Origin of the sequence: Lysinibacillus agricola, assembly GCF_016638705.1 — a bacterium.
Lineage (GTDB): Bacteria > Bacillota > Bacilli > Bacillales_A > Planococcaceae > Lysinibacillus > Lysinibacillus agricola.
In genome coordinates this window covers 471,894-491,715 of sequence record NZ_CP067341.1, presented here as the reverse complement: position 1 = coordinate 491,715, position 19,822 = coordinate 471,894, and the positions used below count along the sequence as shown (strand labels likewise).

Annotated in this window: 12 protein-coding genes and 1 pseudogene; 5 read left to right on the top strand and 8 right to left on the bottom strand. The window is 38.0% G+C overall.

Features of this window, described 5'->3' with window-relative positions; all coding sequences use genetic code 11:
- The first annotated feature begins 170 nt into the window (after positions 1-170).
- The 3 genes from FJQ98_RS02315 (at position 171) to FJQ98_RS02305 (ending at position 2,975) form a co-directional block, all read left to right on the top strand.
- Positions 171-1,277 (top strand): hypothetical protein, encoded by a 1,107-nt coding sequence (locus FJQ98_RS02315; protein WP_201406609.1) that lies wholly within the window; start codon positions 171-173, stop codon positions 1,275-1,277.
- The gene (locus FJQ98_RS02310; protein ID WP_053594577.1) at positions 1,249-1,497 is read left to right on the top strand and encodes a tyrosine-type recombinase/integrase; all 249 of its coding nucleotides are present in this window, start codon (positions 1,249-1,251) and stop codon (positions 1,495-1,497) included. The genes FJQ98_RS02315 and FJQ98_RS02310 overlap by 29 nt, the downstream gene beginning before the upstream one ends.
- Before the next feature lie 95 nt (positions 1,498-1,592).
- Positions 1,593-2,975, top strand: a complete 1,383-nt coding sequence (locus FJQ98_RS02305) for a dipeptidase (protein WP_053594576.1) — start codon at positions 1,593-1,595, stop codon at positions 2,973-2,975.
- A gap of 46 nt (positions 2,976-3,021) precedes the next feature.
- On the opposite strand, the gene FJQ98_RS02300 is transcribed toward FJQ98_RS02305, so the two are convergent.
- Together FJQ98_RS02300 and FJQ98_RS02295 are read right to left on the bottom strand one after the other, a co-directional pair.
- Positions 3,022-3,594: a nitroreductase family protein gene (locus tag FJQ98_RS02300; RefSeq protein WP_053594575.1), complete on the bottom strand. Its 573-nt coding sequence runs from the start codon at positions 3,592-3,594 to the stop codon at positions 3,022-3,024.
- Positions 3,595-3,693: 99 nt separating this feature from the next.
- The gene (locus FJQ98_RS02295; protein WP_053594574.1) at positions 3,694-4,188 is read right to left on the bottom strand and encodes an amidase domain-containing protein; all 495 of its coding nucleotides are present in this window, start codon (positions 4,186-4,188) and stop codon (positions 3,694-3,696) included.
- Between the two features lie 183 nt (positions 4,189-4,371).
- Between FJQ98_RS02295 and FJQ98_RS02290 the strand changes: the two genes are divergently transcribed.
- A complete protein-coding gene (locus FJQ98_RS02290; RefSeq protein WP_053594573.1) occupies positions 4,372-5,394 on the top strand; it encodes a DUF2804 domain-containing protein in 1,023 nt (340 codons plus the stop codon).
- A gap of 1,104 nt (positions 5,395-6,498) precedes the next feature.
- On the opposite strand, the gene FJQ98_RS02285 is transcribed toward FJQ98_RS02290, so the two are convergent.
- The gene (locus tag FJQ98_RS02285) at positions 6,499-7,218 is read right to left on the bottom strand and encodes a glycerophosphodiester phosphodiesterase (RefSeq protein WP_053594043.1); all 720 of its coding nucleotides are present in this window, start codon (positions 7,216-7,218) and stop codon (positions 6,499-6,501) included.
- A 183-nt stretch (positions 7,219-7,401) separates the two neighbouring features.
- On the opposite strand from FJQ98_RS02285, the pseudogene helD reads away from it, so the two are divergent.
- Positions 7,402-9,640, top strand: a pseudogene (helD, locus tag FJQ98_RS02280) (RNA polymerase recycling motor HelD).
- Positions 9,641-10,034: 394 nt separating this feature from the next.
- On the opposite strand, the gene FJQ98_RS02275 reads toward helD, so the two are convergent.
- From FJQ98_RS02275 to FJQ98_RS02255, 5 genes are all read right to left on the bottom strand, one after another.
- Positions 10,035-12,869, bottom strand: a complete 2,835-nt coding sequence (locus tag FJQ98_RS02275) for an InlB B-repeat-containing protein (protein ID WP_053594045.1) — start codon at positions 12,867-12,869, stop codon at positions 10,035-10,037.
- A 513-nt stretch (positions 12,870-13,382) separates the two neighbouring features.
- Positions 13,383-16,337 (bottom strand): hypothetical protein, encoded by a 2,955-nt coding sequence (locus tag FJQ98_RS02270; RefSeq protein WP_143114688.1) that lies wholly within the window; start codon positions 16,335-16,337, stop codon positions 13,383-13,385.
- Positions 16,338-16,696: 359 nt separating this feature from the next.
- A complete protein-coding gene (locus FJQ98_RS02265) occupies positions 16,697-17,728 on the bottom strand; it encodes a WxLIP family cell surface protein (RefSeq protein WP_053594047.1) in 1,032 nt (343 codons plus the stop codon).
- A 78-nt stretch (positions 17,729-17,806) separates the two neighbouring features.
- Entirely contained in the window at positions 17,807-18,589 is a 783-nt protein-coding gene (locus FJQ98_RS02260) for a WxL domain-containing protein (protein ID WP_053594048.1), read from the bottom strand.
- 23 nt (positions 18,590-18,612) lie between these two features.
- Positions 18,613-19,482: a WxL domain-containing protein gene (locus FJQ98_RS02255; protein WP_053594049.1), complete on the bottom strand. Its 870-nt coding sequence runs from the start codon at positions 19,480-19,482 to the stop codon at positions 18,613-18,615.
- Positions 19,483-19,822 lie beyond the last annotated feature (340 nt).

Here is a 19,822-nt window from a genome sequence, read left to right as displayed (position 1 = left end):
GTTAGCGGCCTTTTCTACCTATTTGAAAGTCTACAAGTAGTCAAATTTTTATATACTTCAAAATGCTGACATGAGAAATCAAGAAGTGTAATATTAGGGTATATTCAAATGTTATAATAATTAAGTATGATTTTTTTGAAAACAAGATACTACCTTTAGAAAGCGAATTGATGTTTATGGGTAATTCTAAAAAAAAAGAAATTATAAATGATATTAAGAATTTTGTGAATACTTATCAAATATACATTGATAATGATGCTCCAAATTACTCTAATCTTCAATATATGGGTGAACAATTTAAAAAAGATAATATGCGAAATGAAGAAATTTGCGATTATTGCAAACGAAATATAGCTATTTTGTCAAAATCTATAAAATGGCAAAGTTTTTTTAATTTCGTACAGATAATCTTCATTAATCAGCAAGTCAATAAAATTGAATTTATAAATCAATTTGAAATTGATTATACGTATGCTATGGTGATGAAATATTCTTGCTCAGATGATTTATTCGAATATGACGAATATAATGAAATTTTACATTTATTTATTTCATTAATTCGGATTTTGTATTATTTCGAGGTGAATTCTTTAAATAAAGATTTCCAATCCCTAAAAATATCAAATTATTATCGAACTAGGCGGTTCATAAATAATTCAACAAGATTTGAAATTGATAAAGAACTGATTGGAAAGTTTAAAAAAATAGACTCATCTGTATGTTTTAAAAAGGTTAGTGATTGGTTAGAACACATACCAACAATAGTTATGGAGCGAAGAAATGATTTTATTAAAGGTGAAATTAGTTTAGAAGAAATTTTTTCTTTTCAACTAGGTGATCCCCAATTTATTGGAGAATTGACTTTGAGCGAAATCGAGCTGATTCTAAAAACTTTTTGTGTCGATTTTTCAGAAATCAAAAAATACTCAGATGATGATTTGTATCTAGTCAATAGAATTTCAAATAAGTTTTTAGTCAGAAATGACAATCATATTACTATTATAAATATTGGGCAGCTAGCTGATAATTATATTTCGGATTTTTATGAATTGTTCAATCAAATGGATAACCAAAGATATAAAGAAGATGTTTTTAATATCCGAGATAAGTTTCTTGATGAGCAGGTAGCAAAACTTCTAAGTAGCCATTTTGGAAAAAAAAGAGTATTCCGAAATAGTAATTGGTCAATGAATGGAAATACTGGTGAAAATGATTGCTTAGTTATAATTGATTCAGTGGCTTTGATTTTTGAAGCAAAAAGTTTTAAAGAGAACTAAGTTACCTAAAACAACAATACATGGTTTACGACATACGCATTGCACTATTTTGTTAAATCGTGGGCTAAATGTGAAGGTAATCGCTGAAAGGCTTGGCAATACTCCGAAAATGATTATGGATGTATATGGACATATTTTGAAGGAATTAGAAGTGGAATCTGTATCACTCTCTAGCCATGCTTTACAGACAAGTGGGGCTAAAACTGGGGCAAATCATTAGTAAATACAGCAAAAACCATTGCTATAGCAAGATTCCCCAACCACATTATGCTATACTATTTCTATTATCGAAATATTTGAAAAGAGGGATGCTAGATGACAAATGTACAGCAGTTAGATGCGTATTTCACTGAACATCGCGAAGCACACTTACATGAATTAAATGAATTTTTACGTATTCCAAGTATTAGTTCTTTGTCTGAGTATAAGGGAGATATACAAAATGCTGCAGAGTGGCTAGCGAACGCTTTTAAAAAGCTAAATCTTGAGAACGTCTCTATTACGCAAACTGCAGGTCACCCTGTTGTTTATGCTGATTGGTTACACGCAGAGGGAAAACCAACTATTCTGTTTTATGGTCATTATGATGTTCAGCCTGTTGACCCATTAAATTTATGGGAAACTGAGCCGTTCAACCCTACAATCCGAGATAACAAATTATTTGCTCGTGGTGCTAGTGACGATAAAGGGCAAGTGTTTATGCACTTAAAAATGATTGAAGCACTATTTGCGACAACTGGCACTTTACCAGTGAACGTGAAATTCATCTATGAAGGTGAAGAAGAGATTGGTAGTCCTAACCTTCCTGCCTATGTTGAAGAGCATAAAGAGAAACTAGCTGCAGACTTAATTTTGATTTCTGATACAGGTTTATATGGTCCTGGTAAGCCTGCTGTATGCTACGGATTACGTGGCTTAACGGGGGTTCAAATCGATGTTCGTGGTGCAAAAGGTGACCTTCACTCTGGTATTTACGGTGGCGGTGTCCAAAACGCTATTCATGCATTAGCTGACATTTTAGCCTCTTTCCGTGATGAACATGGGACAATTCAAGTGGAGGGCTTCTACGACAACGTTTTATCATTAACTGAAGAAGAACGCGAAGCTTACCGTGCGCTTGGTTTTGATGAAGAATCCGTGAAGGAAGAAGTTGGCGTGAAGGAATTATTCGGTGAAGCTGGCTATTCCTATTTAGAACAAACTTGGGCACGCCCAACATTAGAGGTCAACGGTGTGTTTGGTGGCTTCTCTGGCGAAGGCATTAAAACAGTGCTTCCTGCTGAGGCTGGCGCAAAAATCACATGCCGTCTTGTGCCAAATCAAGAGCCTGATGAAATTGTGGCACTATTAAAAGCACATATTGAAAAACATAAACCAACTGGCGTTGAGGTGACAATCTCTGAATTCGATAAAGGTCGTCCATTCTTAACACCATTTGATCATCCACTTATCCAAGCTGCTGGTCGCTCATACGAAAAAGTATATAATGTACCAACTGCTTACACACGTGGAGGAGGATCAATCCCTATCGTGGCTGCCTTTGATGAAATTTTAGAATTGCCAGTAGTGCTTATGGGCTTCGGCTTATCAAGTGAAAACTTCCATGCACCAAATGAGCATTTCCATTTAGAAAACTTCGATAAAGGATTGCGTGTTTTAAGCGATTATTTATTTGAGGTCGCGGAATTACAAAAATAAATGAAACAAATCCCCTCGCTAAAAAGTAACGAGGGGATTTGCTATGTTATTCTCCAAAAATCGTAACGATATCTGCTGATTTTTTACGTTCTTTCCCTTTCGGTGCTTCATCAAAATAGCCAACTTGTAGCATCGCAATCACGCGCTCACCCGGCTGAACCTTTAAGGCTTCACGGAATTTCGGATTATCTAGGAACCCAGGAGTTTTCCAGCATGAGCCGATTCCTTTATCCCAAGCTAATAATTGAATGTTTTGAATAAATATACTTGCCGCTGCGTAATCTTCTAAACGCTCTTTTTGTCGTGCATCCTCTGGAACGATCACAAATGCATAACCACCTGGTAATGTGAATTTTGTCATTTGCTTCGCTAAATCTTCACTTGAAAGCTCCTGCCATTTCGGTATCGCTAGTTCGCGCAACAAATTATGAAGAGTAGATAACTCCTCACCACAAGCAACGACTAAACGCCAAGGCTCTCGATTACCATGATTCGGTGCCCATACCGCATCGTCAATAATAGCCATTAAATCTCCACGATCTACCGACTGGCCATTAAATTTTTTAATAGAACGACGCTCAATAATCGCATCCCTAACAGACAAAATTTTTTCGCTCATATATTCTTATCTCCTTCTATAACATTACAGTATATTAGAATTTATATCTTCTATCTTTCACATTATCACAAAATGATGAGCTTTAACACTACTAGCTCCCTAAGCAAAACTATCATCTATATGAATGAAAAAATAAGTCATGCTTGGCGTATAGGCCGTTGAATCTTCATAAAAATATGGTCGATTAATACTATCTGAAGTGTGTGCGTTAACATATGGAATATCATTTTGAATACTTGTCACAATTACAGAGTGGTCAACTCTTCCATCCCCTTGGAAATCATAAAAAATGATATCTCCAAGTTCCAATTCTTCGGCAGATTGTACACGCCTCCCCTTCAATCCAGTCGTAGAGCCTTCCAAATACCATCTAAGGGAATGTGCAACAGACCAGCTAAAACTCCAATTGCTATGTTGACCCCACCAACCTTTCCCTCTGTTTGGAGCACCTCGCATTGGTGCTCCTCCAGCAAATAAACATTGAGATATATAGTTCGTACAATCAACAGTAAAGTTCGGAAATGCTGGATTACGCCTGTTCCACCACAAATTCGCATATTGTACAGCGGCCTGCCTGTTATACATTTTTGCCACGCTTCCCCTCCTTATGTCCATCATATGTATATAGAAGTGTTTCTATTAGTTAGGTCCTTATTCTTAAAAATGTCGAAAGTGGTCTTATTTGGTACTATCTTTTCCATTTCTAAGATAGTTTTTGCTACAATAGGGGTAAAGGATGTATAGATTTTTATTTTATGACCAGAAGGGATGTTGAATGTGAAGCAGCATGCTGAGAAAGAAATTATACAGCCTACTCTTTTATGCGATAAAAAAGGTAATTTAAATCCAGCTGCCATCGGATTTGCACGTAAACCTTTCATAAATAGCAATTTAAGTGGACATTTTATGCGCAAAAAGAAATGGAATTATTGGTGTGTCTACGGTGATGAGATCATATTCTCTGCTACTATTAGTCATCTAGACTACGCAGCGGTCTGCTTCGTCTATTTCCTTGAATATGAAACACAGCGCTACTTTGAAAAAACAATTACAATTCCTTTAGGTGGAAAGTTAAAAATGCCTACACAGGTGCTAGATTCAGTATCATTCAAAAATAGTGAAATGATGATTGATATGACATATTTACAAAATGAAACACATCTATCAGTTTCTATCCCAGACTTCGATGGAGATGTTTTACGTGCGAAGCTTGTCATTCAGCATCCATCTACAGATGAGTCATTGAATGTAGTCATTCCTTGGAACCGCAAAACATTCCAATTTATAGGTAAGCATCATATACTCCCCACTTCTGGCGTTGTAACAATTGGAACTCGCCGCTTTACATTTTCACCTGAGGAAAACTTCTCTGTACTAGAATATAGTCGTGGCGTTTGGCCGCGTGAATCAACATGGAATTGGGGAATGGCCTCACAGCGAGTTCGAGGTAGACGAATTGGACTCAATTTAGGTGGTAAGTGGACAGACGGAACTGGAATGACCGAAAATGCTGTTTTCGTTGAAGGTAAAATGACAAAAATACATGAGGATGTACTGTTCAATTATAATCAAGAGGATTTGATGCAACGCTGGAAAGTTAAGACGAAATTCTCTAACCAAGTTTCATTAACATTCTCCCCGTTTTTCGAGCGTGTATCTGTAACAAAAGCCGGTCTCGTAAAATCTGAAGTACATCAGATGTTTGGCTATTACGACGGCTCCGTATTACTAGACAACGGCGAAACACTTGTCATCAAACAAATGCTAGGCAGTATCGAAGAAAACCGCGTAAAATGGTAAGGCTTAACCTATTACGATATACTTCTCATACTAGGATTTAACGCACTGATATTCGCGCATCCTCAGCGCGTTAAATCCGAAAAAGCCCATGAATAACGCCTTTTCGGCAATTTCTGTTTTATCCACGATTTTGGCGGGGCTATCCGTCATTTCGGCTCTTCTTTCCGTCGCTCTGATTTCTTTCCGTCACCCTGCCGGTTTTATCCGTCGCTTGGACCTTCCTATCCGTCGCTCTGACTTCTATCCGTCACTTCAGCTCTTCTTTCCGTCGCTTGGACTTTTCTTTCCGTCGCTTTCGCCTTTCTATCCGTCATTTCGGCTCTTCTTTCCGTCGCTCTGATTTCTATCCGTCACCTTGCCGGTTTTATCCGTCGCTTGGACCTTCCTATCCATCGCTTTGACGATTCTATCCGTCGCTCTGACTTCTTTCCGTCGCCTTGCCGGTTCTATCCGTCACTTCGGCTCTTCTTTCCGTCGCTTTGCCGGTTCTATCCGTCGCTCTGATTTCTTTCCGTCACCCTGCCGGTTTTATCCGTCGCTTGGACTTTTCTTTCCGTCGCTTTCGCCTTTCTATCCGTCATTTCGGCTCTTCTTTCCGTCGCTCTGATTTCTATCCGTCACCTTGCCGGTTTTATCCGTCGCTTGGACCTTCCTATCCATCGCTTTGACGATTCTTTCCGTCGCTCTGACTTCTTTCCGTCGCCTTGCCGGTTCTATCCGTCACTTCGGCTCTTCTTTCCGTCGCTTTGCCGGTTCTATCCGTCGCTCTGATTTCTTTCCGTCACCCTGCCGGTTTTATCCGTCGCTTGGACCTTCCTATCCGTCGCTCTGACTTCTATCCGTCGCTTTCGCCTTTCTATCCGTCATTTCGGCTCTTCTTTCCGTCGCTCTGATTTCTATCCGTCACCTTGCCGGCTTTATCCGTCGCTTGGACCTTCCTATCCATCGCTTTGACGATTCTTTCCGTCGCTCTGACTTCTTTCCGTCGCCTTGCCGGTTCTATCCGTCACTTTAGCTCTTCTTTCCGTCGCTTGGGCGGTTCTATCCACCGCTTTGATGATTCTATCCGCCTCTTTGCCTTTTCAATCCATCGCTTTGACTTTTCTATCCTATCAATCCAGACGCTATCTTCCCCGGATCATCCGTAAATATTGCCTGCAAGCCGAGCTGCTGCAATTGTTTTGCGTACTCGACATCATTGACTGTATACACACGTACAATTGCTCCTTCATTAAGAGCTTCCTTAACTGATTTCCGAAACGCTGTAGGTAAGCTGACATGTATAGCATCTGCTGGAATTTGAGCCGTGTAGCCGTTAAAATCAACTAAAATTTCCGCGAAGAGCGCCGCTTTTTCAATGTATGGTGCTCTTTGTGCGATGATTTGAATGGATTCATGATTAAAAGAGGAAATAATCACTCTCTCTGTCATTTGAAATGCAGCAACTTCTCTAATGACAAGAGATTCTATCCCGTCATATGGGAATATATCAGTTTTGAGTTCAATATTAATACGATGATTTGTACCTGCAAACAGCTCTAATATGTCACCTAAAGTTGGAATGCTTTCATCTTCGAATTCAGAAGAAAACCATGAACCAAAATCAAATGCGCGAAGTTCTTGTAGCGTATAATCTTTTACGTAGCCAGAGCCGTTAGATGTGCGATCGATCGTTTCATCATGAATAACGACTAACTCCCTATCCGCTGTTAAATGAACATCTAGTTCAATCCCCGTAATCGGAAGCTTTGATGCGGCTACAAAAGCAGCGATAGTATTTTCAGGGCAATGTGCAGAAACGCCTCTATGGGCAAAAATCTCCAAATGATAACCTCCTAGTGTGTCCACCTCTAGTAAAACTTGAACAAGTCAGTTGGTGGAACGATTTTCTAAATTTCACTATATTCTCCCCAAATAAGCTTAATACAATTTCACTTGCTGGTAAATATTATATATAGTAGTATGAGAATCTACTTAAAATTGTAAGTACTTAGGAGGTGCTAAAAAATGACTGCACAACATCCAGATTTTCAGGCTGAAGTGGAACGGCTAGCTTACACCCAAAATTACATGCAGCAAATTTTAAATGAGTCGCAAAGAAATCTGCAATCTGCTCAGGAAAATATTCGTCAGTCGATGGCAGATCTTGATTATTTAGATTCAAGTTTAAGCTATTTAAATATCTTAGCAAATGCTCGATTTTTTGAAATGGCTCGAAATCAAAAGGAAGGCTTAGAAGCTGTTCAAAAAAAGCCATACTTTGCCCGAATTCATTTTCAAAAGACTGGGGATCCTGAAGAATTTCTTTATATCGGCAAAACCTCTTTGTTTCATCGAGAAACCAACGAGCCTATTATAGTCGATTGGCGTTCACCGGTAGCAAACGTCTATTATGACGGTCGTCTTGGGGATATGGAATATGATGTTCGTGGAGAAGTTCACAAGGGACACTTATTTGCCAAGCGACAATATAAAATAGAAAATGGTGAATTGCTCGATATACGGGATATTGATTTAACAACAAACGATGAATTACTGCAAGAAGCGTTAGCTGGAAAAGCAGATGTGCGTTTGACAGAGATCGTCTCCACCATCCAAAAGGAGCAAAACGAAATTATTCGAGCACATCTTCGTCAGCCAATTATCGTACAGGGTGCTGCAGGTAGTGGAAAAACAACAATTGCCTTACACCGAATATCTTACTTCCTCTACACAATGGGCGAACATTTTAACCCTGAGCAGCTCATGATTTTAGCACCGAATAAGTTATTTATTGATTATATTGGTGATGTTTTACCAGAGCTTGGTGTCGATAAAATTTGCCAAACAACTTTTTCTGATTATGTTCTAGCAGCGACAAAGCTAAAGCTGAAGCTTCAAAACCCTAATGAGCAGTTAGAATCTCTTGTTGCAGGAGGACCCCAACAGTCAACTTCCTGGATATCCGAAATGAAGGGCTCTCTTTATTACCGTGATGTAATAGAACGATACGTTCAAAAGATCGAGCAGGACATCGCCAACCAATTTGAGGATGTTTTCATTGAAAAATATTGCATTATGCGTGCCTCCCATTTAAAGAAGCTATTTTTATATGAATTTTTCTTATATGCCGATTGAAAAACGACTCGCTCATATTAAAAAAGTGCTAGCAAGCCATGTCCGTCAAAAGAAACAGGCTATTTTAAATACGCTACATAAAAAATATGATGATGCACTAGGCAAGGCATTAAATGGTATTCGTGATGATGACAAACGTCGTCGCGTTGTCACTAAGTTTATCGATGAACGTGATGAACGTATTCCTGCTATTGAAAAAGAGACTAAATCAACAGCATCTGTTTATATGCGTCGCTTTTCTAAATATAACATTAAGACTCTCTATCGTACGCTTCTAACAAATGCTGAGCTTTTAGCAGAGCTTGCTCCAGAATGGCATTATCTTGAGCAACAGCAATTTATACAGGCACATGCAAAAGAGCAATGGGTGCTTGAAGATTTAGCTGCCCTTTATTATTTACAAGCTCGACTAAAGGGCATTCCTGATGAATGGAAAATGCGCGTCGTTTTTATCGATGAAGTACAGGACTATAGTTTATTTCAGCTTGCTGCTTTAAAGACCGGGCTTGAAACAGATATGTTTACGATGGTCGGTGATTTAGCGCAAGGGATTCATAGCTATCGTTCCCTTACTGCCTGGGAACCTGTCCAAAATCTATTTCCTAGAGCAAGCTTTAGAACACTTCAAAAGAGCTATCGAACAACAATTGAAATTATGGAAGTTGCGAACAAGGTTTTAGCACAAATGGATGAACAGCTTCCATTAGTTGAGCCTGTGGTTCGGCATGGTAATATGCCAACATTTATACAAGCACAATCTTTTGATGCCCAGCAAATTAGAGAAATTTTTGATGCCATTCGAGCCAATGGACATCATTCCATTGCTTTAATTTGTAAAACGACTGCAGAGGCGAAAACAATGCAACAAGCATTAAAAGACAAAAAAATTGCTTCTCAGCTTTTAACTGAAAACGAATCTATTAATCAGGATTTGTTACTCGTTGTTCCGAGTCATTTAGCTAAAGGCCTTGAATTTGATGCTGTGATCGTAGCCGCCTTCGATACACCTTTCTACGATACAAAGGTTGATCGAAAGCTACTGTATGTGGCACTCACTCGAGCCATGCATGAGCTGTATTTAATTGGTCCAACAAAAAATACATTTCTATTAGAAAATGAACAGATGTAACAAAAAAAGTCGCTATGATGGCGACTTTTTATTGAATATTTAACACCCATTTATCAATTCCGAGGCGGTAAACGGTAAAACCTCCCTCTGGATAAATACGTTTTCACAACTTTCCACCATGACCTTGGTGCTTCCCTTGGAGGAGACTTCTTTTTAGGTAGTGCCGGCATGCGCATGATAACGACTCCTTTCATAGGCTTACTAATACTATATGAAGATAGTTACAAATTTATGATAAAAAGGTTTCCCAATCATAGCTTACACAATTACACCTGGGAATCACATCTTTATTTCCCAATAATTAGTGTATACCCTATTTTCTTTACACTTATCTAAAAACAGAAAGAGAGATGTATCAAACATACGATACATCTCTCTTTCTCAAAGCCTCGTTTTATAAACCAAGTGCTCGATACATAATCGCCGTAAATTCTGCGCGTGTTAAGTTTTCATTTGGTCTAAAATGACCATTTTCATCACCTAGTGCAATGTTATGGTCTGCTAAAGCGGCAATATATTCACTCGCCCAGTGGGATGGATCGACATCCTTGAATGTACTATTGCCTTCTGGCGTTAAACCAAATGCAAGCACGATTACTTTTGCCATTTCGGCACGTGTTATAGAAGCGTTTGGTCGAAATGCTCCATTTGAACCATCCACGATACCCGCTCGTTGTAGTCGTGTAATTTGTTCATAATTTACATGGCTTTTAGGTACATCTGAAAAGGCTACAGCGTCTCGAATTGATGCTGGTTGTAATGCACGATCAATCATAAGTACTACGTGTTGTCGTTGAATCATATCATTTGGTCGGAAAGTGCCGTCTGGATAACCTATAATAATGCATCGCTCGGCAACTTCTTTAATCATATCTTGTGCCCAGTTTTGATCAACATCCTTGAAAGTAATGTCACAACCATGGCTTTCCTTCATCCATCGTGCATATAATGTTAAGTCCTCTGTAACGACATCTTTTGCAAAATCCCATGCTTTTGTGAATTCTTTATTTTTATACCAGCCGATAAACAAGTAGCCTTCCTTCTTTGGATCAGAAGGAGCTTTCACTAAAGCTTTGTATGGCACTGTTTGCGACGGAATTTCACTGCCTCCATTTGAATCAAAAGTAACCATATAGTCCTTTGTCCATTTCGCATACAACGTGATGTCTGCGGTTACTTTATCTTTCGCAAAGTCCCATGCATTGTTAAGCGCCGTTTCCTTATACCAGCCATCAAAATGATAGCCGTCTTTCACTGGAGTAGTTGGGGCTTTCACGAGGTCGTTATAGCCGACTGTTTGTGATGGCACTTCACTTCCACCATTGGAGTCAAAGGTAATTTTATAGTTTGACGAACCTCCATCAGAGCCTCCTGAGCCGCCAGATCCTCCGCCAGACGTATGATCCTTTGTCCATTTCGCATACAACGTAACATTTTGGGTCACTACGTCTTTTACAAATTCCCATGCTACTGTCAATTCTTTATCTTTATGCCACCCTCCAAATGTATAGCCTTCCTTCTTTGGAGTAATTGGGGCTTTTACTAATTCGTTATATTCCACGGTTTGCGATGAAACTTCGCTTCCTCCGTTGGCATCAAAAGTAACGATGTAGCTTGCTTTCGACCATTTGGCGTATAGCGTGATATCTTTTTTCACTACATCTTGATCGAAATTCCATGCTTCTGTTAGTCCTTTGTCTTTATACCAACCTCCAAATGTGTACCCTTCTTTTACCGGAGTGAATGGTGCTTTTATGAATTCACCAGGCTCTACTGATTGCGATGGAACTTTACTGCCTCCATTGGCATCAAACTTGACAATGAAAGTCAATGCCCACTTAGCATAAATAGTCATTGGTTTCGTTATAGAATTATTCCAATCTATCGTATAGTCTTCATCTTCAAACCACCCCAAAAAGGTTTTCCCACTCTTAGATTGGAAATCAAAAGGAGTTGGGTAAGTCCAATGGAATTCATTTGCTCCATCAAAGATTACAAAATCTAATTGATTAGAAGCAAATGCACGCTCTCCTATTGTTGTCACGCTTGGGGGTATCTCTATACTTGTTAATTGATTATGCGAAAAAGCTTGGTTTCCTATTGTTGTCACACTTGTAGGTATTTCTACATTTGTTAATTGATTGCCTGAAAATACATTCGCTTCTATCGTTGTCACACTTGAGGGTATTTCTATACTTTCTAATTGATTAGCTAAAAATGCAGACATTCCTATCGTCGTTACGCTTGAAGGTATTTTTACACTTGTTAATTGATTTTTTGTAAATGCAGATTCTCCTATCGTTGTCACGCTTGAAGGTATTTCTATACTTTTTAATTGATTATAAGAAAATACACCCGCTTCTATCGTTGTCACACTTGAGGGTATTTCTATACTTTTTAATTGATTGTTTGAAAACGCAGAGCGTCCTATCATTGCCACACTTGAGGGTATTTCCACACTTTCTAATTGATTAGTTAAAAATGCATAACTTCCTATCGTTGTCACACTTGAAGGTATTTCTACACTTTCTAATTTATTATAAGAAAATACACCTGTTTCTATTGTTTTCAAGTTTGAGGGTATTTTTATTTTTTTCAATTGATTTTTTGAAAATGCATGGCTTCCTATCGTTGTCACTTTTGGGGGTATCTCTATACTTTTTAATTGATTGTTTGAAAATGCATGACTTCCTATCGTTTCCACCCCTGAAGGTATTTTCAAACTTTCTAATTGATTATTAGAAAACACCTCGTTTCCTATCTTTGTCACACTTGACGGAATCGTTACGTTTGAGAGCTGTAAGTCAGAAAATGCTCGGTTTCTTATTTCTACAACTGGTTTACCATTGATTTCACCAGGAATATCAATATCCTTTGATATTCCTCCTTGCCATCCTATGATGGAAACACGATCACCGTAATCTTCAATGATAAAATCATCATCACTATTACTAGGTGGTGCATTAACCATCTCATCAGAATCCAAAGAAGTGTTTTCATCCTCCATATTCATCGACGGTTCATTATCTTCTTTACTATTATTGTTAGCATGATCATTCGGTTGCACTATACCTTCATCGCTATTATCCAAAGTTAATAGATCCTCTTTCGTGATGGAATAATCAATCTTGCTTTCACTATTACTTATCGCATAAACAGCTTGATAACTTATAGATAATTGAGAAAAGACTAAAAATATGATAATTAACAGTAAACTGGCTTTTTTCATTTAGCAATCACCTTTCTTTCTATTTCTCAATAAATGGGTATTCATAAAATAGATACCCTTTATTTAGAAGTTCAAACTTTATTAAACTATTAAAATCAATCTTTACCCTAGATTATTCATCAACATATACAAAATCCCACAGAGAAACTGACCTATCAGCTTTTCTGTGGGATCCTTTGTCTTTTCACTTATTTAAAATAGAAAAAACAGGTGTGTTGATTAACCATTTTTATACATTCGAAGAGGCTGATTTCCGCTACAGGCTACTCGCTTTCCCGCGGGAAGCTTTGCTCTGCGACGAAAGCGAAGTGACAGGAGCACTCGAGTAGCCCTACGCTACAATCAGTTAAAATGGAAATATACCGGCAAAACAGTGACAAAAAAATTCCTTTTATCACTCAATAATAAACCTATTTTTTCCTAATCAACACGCCTATAGAAAAAAAGATGTATCAAATAAAGATACATCTCCATAATGGTAATACTTTATAAACCTTGTGCTTAGTACTTGATTCATTGATTCGGTGGTACATCCTGAAGCATCCACGTGATCGTTCCTTCATAGGCGTCCGCCCTAGCGGTTCCAGCTGGTACTTCTAGATAAAGCCCGTCCCCATCATCACTCCATGTACTAGAAATATTAACTTTTTTGCCGTCTGTTGTTTTCCTTGTATAGATCTCTGCTGAGGTATCTTCAGTAAGATATAAATCCTCCCTACCGTAATGGTAAAATAAACCATTCAATTTAATATCTGTACCTTTCACAGTTAATGGCTCTTTAAGCTTAGCCATCACCCTCCAAGATTTTGGCGTTGGCGACGAAGATTTACGAGTATCTTTTACAGCTAAAGGCACATCGATCTCGATTGGATGATACTTTTTAGTTCTTGATGAAATCACTAGGTTTTCTCCAAAATCGATAACTTTAGGTACCGAATCGAACTTCAACACGGCAGCAATTATAGTTCTCACTTCATTTGATGTCCCTTTGAATTCATCTTTAGTACTATATGTTCCAGATACTGTTGCCTGACCTACAATCTCTTCTTCCGTTACAGCATCTTCTTTCACTGTAGCCTTATACGTAACGTATATTTCCTTAGAACGTGGCAAGTCAGCATCAGCATTCAGACTTGCTTCAATTATACTTGCAGATTCATTGTATATGGCTGTACCAACTTCATTTCCGTCTTCATCTATTACTTTAAGATCTGTTGGTTGTTCTAAATGTGGATCATATTTTTGGGTAATGTTAACTTGATCATATTTACCTGTATCATACGTAATATACCCAGTTTTTACTAAAATACTATAGCTTAACGTTTCTTCTGGTGCGACTTCCTCTGCCTCTTTACCACCTTCATCAAATACTTGTTCTGTAATGGTTAATTCTGGGCGGAGTTTTATCGTTTCGATATTAGATTCCAGATCCTGTTCGTCCGTCACATATACAGAAATCTCGTGATCTAATCCCTTTTTCCATTCATCACTCTGAATTATGAGTTCCCACGGAGCATCTGTATTTAGATTTTCATTTTTATAAACTCCGACTTTCTTAGGCTCACCACTATCTAACATATAATAAAGACTGACAGTATCACTGTCTTTATCTTTCCATGTTCCTGTAATACGATAACCATTATTTGTATATTCACCATCATTGTCTAATTGCAAGACTGGCGCAGCATCCGGCCTGTCAGTAACGGCCACCTCAAGATTCGCTTCTATAACATCGCCATACTCTTGAACTTTAGGTTCCCATCTTAATGCCCAACCTGGGTGTGTCTTAAAGTCATACATAGTATTTGCGTCAATGTCCTTTTCAGGAAAACCCGGCGAATTTAATTTATCATAATATGGACTTTGATGATAACCGAATAGAGTGAATGGTCTTGCATTCGGGTCAGTATCAATTCCTTTAAATTTAGCTGGTGGATTCGCAAAACCATCACGGAAGAAAGTAAGAGCATAACTTGTACCATCTCTCATTCCCTTCTCATAAAAGTAAAACCCTTCATCATTTCCTAACGAAAATACCCTACTTTCTTTGTGCCGCTTGCCAATATCCATATGAACCGAATAAGCAAAATTTGTAACGGGCCATGTACTGTTTAATTTCCAATATTTCATACTTACATTAATACGCCCTTTAATATCACTCACCGGCTGCATTTTAATTTTCACATATCCATCTACTATATATCCATATCTTTGTTGGTAACTAATTACAGCTGCATAAGCAATCAATTCATGTGTCTCTTCGTTTTTAAATAGTTTTAGTATTGGCATGTGTCCAGATAGAAACTGTGCTGTATCGTCCTCACTATTCCCATGAGCAATCACAAGTCCATTACCCATCCACTCTGGACTGGAAGCTATCCCATTTTCATAATAATATGTTACGATACCATTGGACTCAGTTGGGCCTATATCTAGAGCTGTCGCTATTGTAAAATTTTCTGCCTGTATATACTGTTTTCCATCCACTAAACTGGCAAGTGTTGTATCCATTTTTGGCAACGGACGGGACCAGTCATCACCAAAGTCTTTATAAGCCTCCTCATCTTCCAATGAGTTAACTGACCGCGTATTGCTAAGATTCCCGAAATACAGGTACTCAGTTCTGCCACTTTTATCTCTTACTGGAAATTCAACCCCCTTATTTGTTTTCATTTGTGTAAATCCTTCTAATTCATTAGGATCATCATCCAACTTTGAAAGATCAATCTCGCCGATTGGACCAACATCACTTACAAATGGTCCAAAAGGGGAAGATTTTGGAGAATTTTTTTTACATTTAGGTGCTGAATTTTCTTCACTATCTAATTCTTCTGGTTCCTCACCTTCAATTACTGATTCTTCTTCACTGTTAGATCCTAGCTGTTCCTCTTCTTCAGTTACTAGTTCTTCTTCAAAGTAAAACTCTTCTTCACAGTCAATACCCAAATTTTCTTCACTATACAGCTCTTCCTCTTCCTCACAGTCAATTGCTAAATTTTCTCCTTTAGATTCTAACTGTTCCTTTCCTTCAGTTGCCAGATTTTCTTCACTTTCAGACTCGGTCTGACTCTCACATGCATTAGCAAGATTTTCACCATTTTCAGTCTCTGGCTCTGGCTCACCTTCAATTGTAAGATCTTCACCACTTTCAGACTCTGGCTGTTCCTCACCTTCAGTTGTTGGCGCTTCTCCATTTTCAGTCTCTGGTTGTTCCTCACCTTCAGTTGTTGGCGCTTCTCCATTTTCAATCTCTGGCTGTTCCTCTACTTCTGTTGTTGAATCTTCGCTATTTTCAGTCTCTGGTTCCTTACATTCAGTAGCTATATTTTCCTCATCATCGGACTCTAGCTGTTCCTCACATTCAATTTCCGGCTCTGTAGGATCATCTGCAATTGTTCCTGCTACAAATACATTTAAATCGGAAAAGACTAGAAGAAGAACCAATATCGATATTCCTATTTTTCTCATTTTTCTTTTCACCAACTTTCTTACATATTAAGCAGCATCACTCCATCATTTCCCACAATCGTGCAAAAATAATAACGAAAAAATGAAACTAATCGCATACTGATCACTTTGCTTATCTTCCCATTTCTTCAAATTAACTTTTTCTTTTTAATTTTTAACAAGTGATTCACCTGAATTTTTATTGATTCACTTGTTAAAAAACCAATCGCTATAAAAAGTTTGTTGAAATCAGCGTTAACTGATACATGCCTCCATCCTACATCTCAGAAACATAAATTGGTACGTGATTTTCCCAAAACGAAAAGTTAGCAAAGTAACCGGTACAGCTACTTCCAGAACAAAGGCGTATGTTTGATCCATTAATTATTCATTTCTTCTTGTTGTTTCTTCTGCTTCTTTTTGCTATAAACTATATAGAATAGTAATCCTGCTACTAGAAGAATTAGCAATCCTACCAAATACGCTAGATAATTCGGACCTTCAATGGATACATCTGTTGCGTTAAATTGCTTTACTTCTTCCGCTTTAATGGTAAAATCCTTCTCAAACTCCCATGATTCTTTGCTAGACTTAGCTTTCATATGTAGCGTATATTCTCCCGATTTAAATTTTTCACCATCTAACGGAATCGGGTATTCAAAACTTGAATTTGGTGCCACTTGCATATCTTGTTTTTTAGATTGATAGAGTACTTCTGTTTTTCCTTTTTCCGTCACTTCCGCATCCACTTCAAAACGATTTAAATACGTAGCCGTAGGATTTTGAAGTGTAGCATTTATAACATTACGTGCATTCAATTGCCCAGCCTCAACTTCATGTAATTGTAAATCCTGCTCAACTATTTCATCCGTCTCTTGTAGCGTAATGCCTACTACATAAGCATATTTATTTTCAATACTTAAACCTTTATTGGTTTCTTCTTTTTTTGATGCCGATTCCTTCTCTTCTAACGTAATACCGCCTGCTAAAATTCCATCGAATTGCTCCTCTGGCATCGTTACATTTAAATGTAACTCTTTACTCCCATTAGCCGGAACTGTAATCTCCTTATCTGTTTTTATTAAATCACCTAGCTCATACAATAATGAAGAATCACGTTCAGCTTTTGTGGGACCATACTCTACAACACCATTGAGATTTGTTGTAGCTGAATGAATTTTAGGCTCAATCACGACATCTTCTGGTGTATCGTTTCTTAAACGGATCGTTAATGTTTGCTTTTGATTGGGTTCCATTTTCAAATTAAAATAAGTTTTTTCTTTATCAATTTGATTTTCCGGAATAACAGTATGTACACCAAAATTAAATTCAGATGCAGAAGCGAATGGTGCAAACCATACTAGGCCTACCATTACTATTCCAACTAAAGTCAACAGCATATTTTTTCTCATAATTTCAACCTTCCTCATTACTTAATTGCTTAGATGAGACACTGTAGAAAACTACAGTGTCTCATCACTAATCTTTACTTATTCATCACCTTCATTACCAACTGGTACGTCTGATAATGTCCATTTTAATTTTGTAGAATAGTTGGCAGCATATTTTGTTGTTTTACCAGGTACAGTCAGTGTGATACTTTCTGCAGCTTTGCTGTTATCACCATATACATGAAGGTAAGTACCTGCACCTTTTCCATCACCAGCAACCATTATATTTTGAGCTACGCCAGTTCCATCTTCGGCAATTTGCAAAGTAAATTTTTCGGGTCCAATTGGGTGAAGTGCTCCTTCTTCAACAGTTGTTACTACATGACCATTGTCAAAACTAATTGCAGCTCCTTTTAACTCTTGACCAGCTTCGGTCTTAAATTGACCCATTTGCGTTAGCGTTAATGTCCAACCTTTATGTGTTCCACGGTTATCTGTCACTTGGACATAGTTTGGACCATCTTCAGGGTTGCGATTGTTAAACTTTTGTGGTTTTACAGTGTAAGTTTTTTCTACAGATGTAATATCTTGCTCACCAAAGATCAAACTAGATGCAAAGTCAATACTTAATGGACCCTTTGTTCCTGGATCTGGCTTTTCACCTGGTTTTGTTGGATCTACCGGATCTACTTCTTTCCCTGGATCTGTTGGATCAACTGGTTTTTCTGGATCTGTTGTCCCATCTTCATTAGCTTTGAATTTAATAACTGCATTAGAATCATAAAATTTAGGTTCTGCTGCAAAGGCAGATGTGCTTCCTGCGAGTACGCAGCCTGTTACCATAGCTGTAATACCTAACATTTTCAAATCGATTTTCTTCATACGTTTTACCGCCTTTACTATTTTTAGTTACTCGGAATATCTGATAACTTCCAAGTTAATTTTGTACTGTATGTAACAGTATCTGTTTGCGTTTCTCCCGGAATAGTAAAGGAGATCGCTTTTATTTTTTGAATTTTCTGACCTAAATCACCAGTCATCTCCTCAACTGCTCCCCAACTTTCCACCCAAAGTCCAGCCCCCGCTAGCGGCTTCGCGGCCATTACAAGCGACTCCGCTCCATTCGGATCTAACGTAATTACCTCAGCATATATTGGTGGTGACGCGTCTGATTTACCTTTAACAATTGGGTCAACAAATTGGATTTGCGAACCTGTTAATTCCTTATGCTGTGCGCTGGCATTAGAAAATTGCCCCTCTTGTTTAATCGTCAACGTCCACCCCGAATTTGTTCCACGATAATCTGAAATTTGAACATAGTTCGGAACATATTTACTTCCCTCACTAGTATGTAGTTCCTGTGCATTGGCATAGTACGTCACACCTTTCTTCGTATTAGCAATTTCACTAATACCAAAATCAAGGTTTGACACATAGTCCAAGCTTAAGGGACTGCCGCCAGTTCCAATATTCGGACCTTGCGAATTTATCGAATCTACTGGTTTTACTAGATTCCCTGGATCTGGATCAGTTGAATTCACTGGATTCCTTGGATCTGGATCAATTGGATTCACTGGATTCCTTGGATCTGGATCAATTGGGTTCACTGGATTCCTTGGATCTGGATCAATTGGATTCACTGGATTTATTGGGTCTGGATCAGTTGGATCTACCGGACCTTGTGGATCTGTATTCGGAATAAATTCCACTGCTCCCTTCGATTCAAAAACATCACCTTTGCCATTTGCTAAAGTAAATAGTGGCGAAATGGCCATCCCACTTAGTACCGTGGCAATTGCTGCAACTTGTATTGTTTTTTTCTTCGTAGGTAAATTCTCCTTTCATTATTATTTTTTATATTTACGTATCAACTAAAGTGCTGATACGGTAAATAACACACCTAAAATTATTATCTTTAAATATGATGCTTCTTCCGTTGCGGATTTTTTTCTAAGTCCTCAGACTCTGGTACCTCTTCCGAGTCAGGGTCAATATACTTTCCAAAAATATATTCCCTATTTTATTTATTTTTTCAATATTATCCCAATTTTTAAGCAAAAAAGGACCTCTCTTTCATCGGTTGATTTTCACCATTCCATTGTTTGTATTTTTTAT

What these genes read in the sequence shown, in the direction of transcription:
- FJQ98_RS02315 (WP_201406609.1), top strand. Translation starts at nt 171, where the DNA reads ATGTTTATGGGTAATTCTAAAAAAAAAGAAATTATAAATGATATTAAG.
- FJQ98_RS02305 (WP_053594576.1), top strand. Translation starts at nt 1,593, where the DNA reads ATGACAAATGTACAGCAGTTAGATGCGTATTTCACTGAACATCGCGAA.
- FJQ98_RS02300 (WP_053594575.1), bottom strand. Translation starts at nt 3,594, where the DNA reads ATGAGCGAAAAAATTTTGTCTGTTAGGGATGCGATTATTGAGCGTCGT.
- FJQ98_RS02275 (WP_053594045.1), bottom strand. Translation starts at nt 12,869, where the DNA reads ATGAAAAAAGCCAGTTTACTGTTAATTATCATATTTTTAGTCTTTTCT.
- FJQ98_RS02270 (WP_143114688.1), bottom strand. Translation starts at nt 16,337, where the DNA reads ATGAGAAAAATAGGAATATCGATATTGGTTCTTCTTCTAGTCTTTTCC.
- FJQ98_RS02265 (WP_053594047.1), bottom strand. Translation starts at nt 17,728, where the DNA reads ATGAGAAAAAATATGCTGTTGACTTTAGTTGGAATAGTAATGGTAGGC.
- FJQ98_RS02260 (WP_053594048.1), bottom strand. Translation starts at nt 18,589, where the DNA reads ATGAAGAAAATCGATTTGAAAATGTTAGGTATTACAGCTATGGTAACA.
- FJQ98_RS02255 (WP_053594049.1), bottom strand. Translation starts at nt 19,482, where the DNA reads ATGGCCATTTCGCCACTATTTACTTTAGCAAATGGCAAAGGTGATGTT.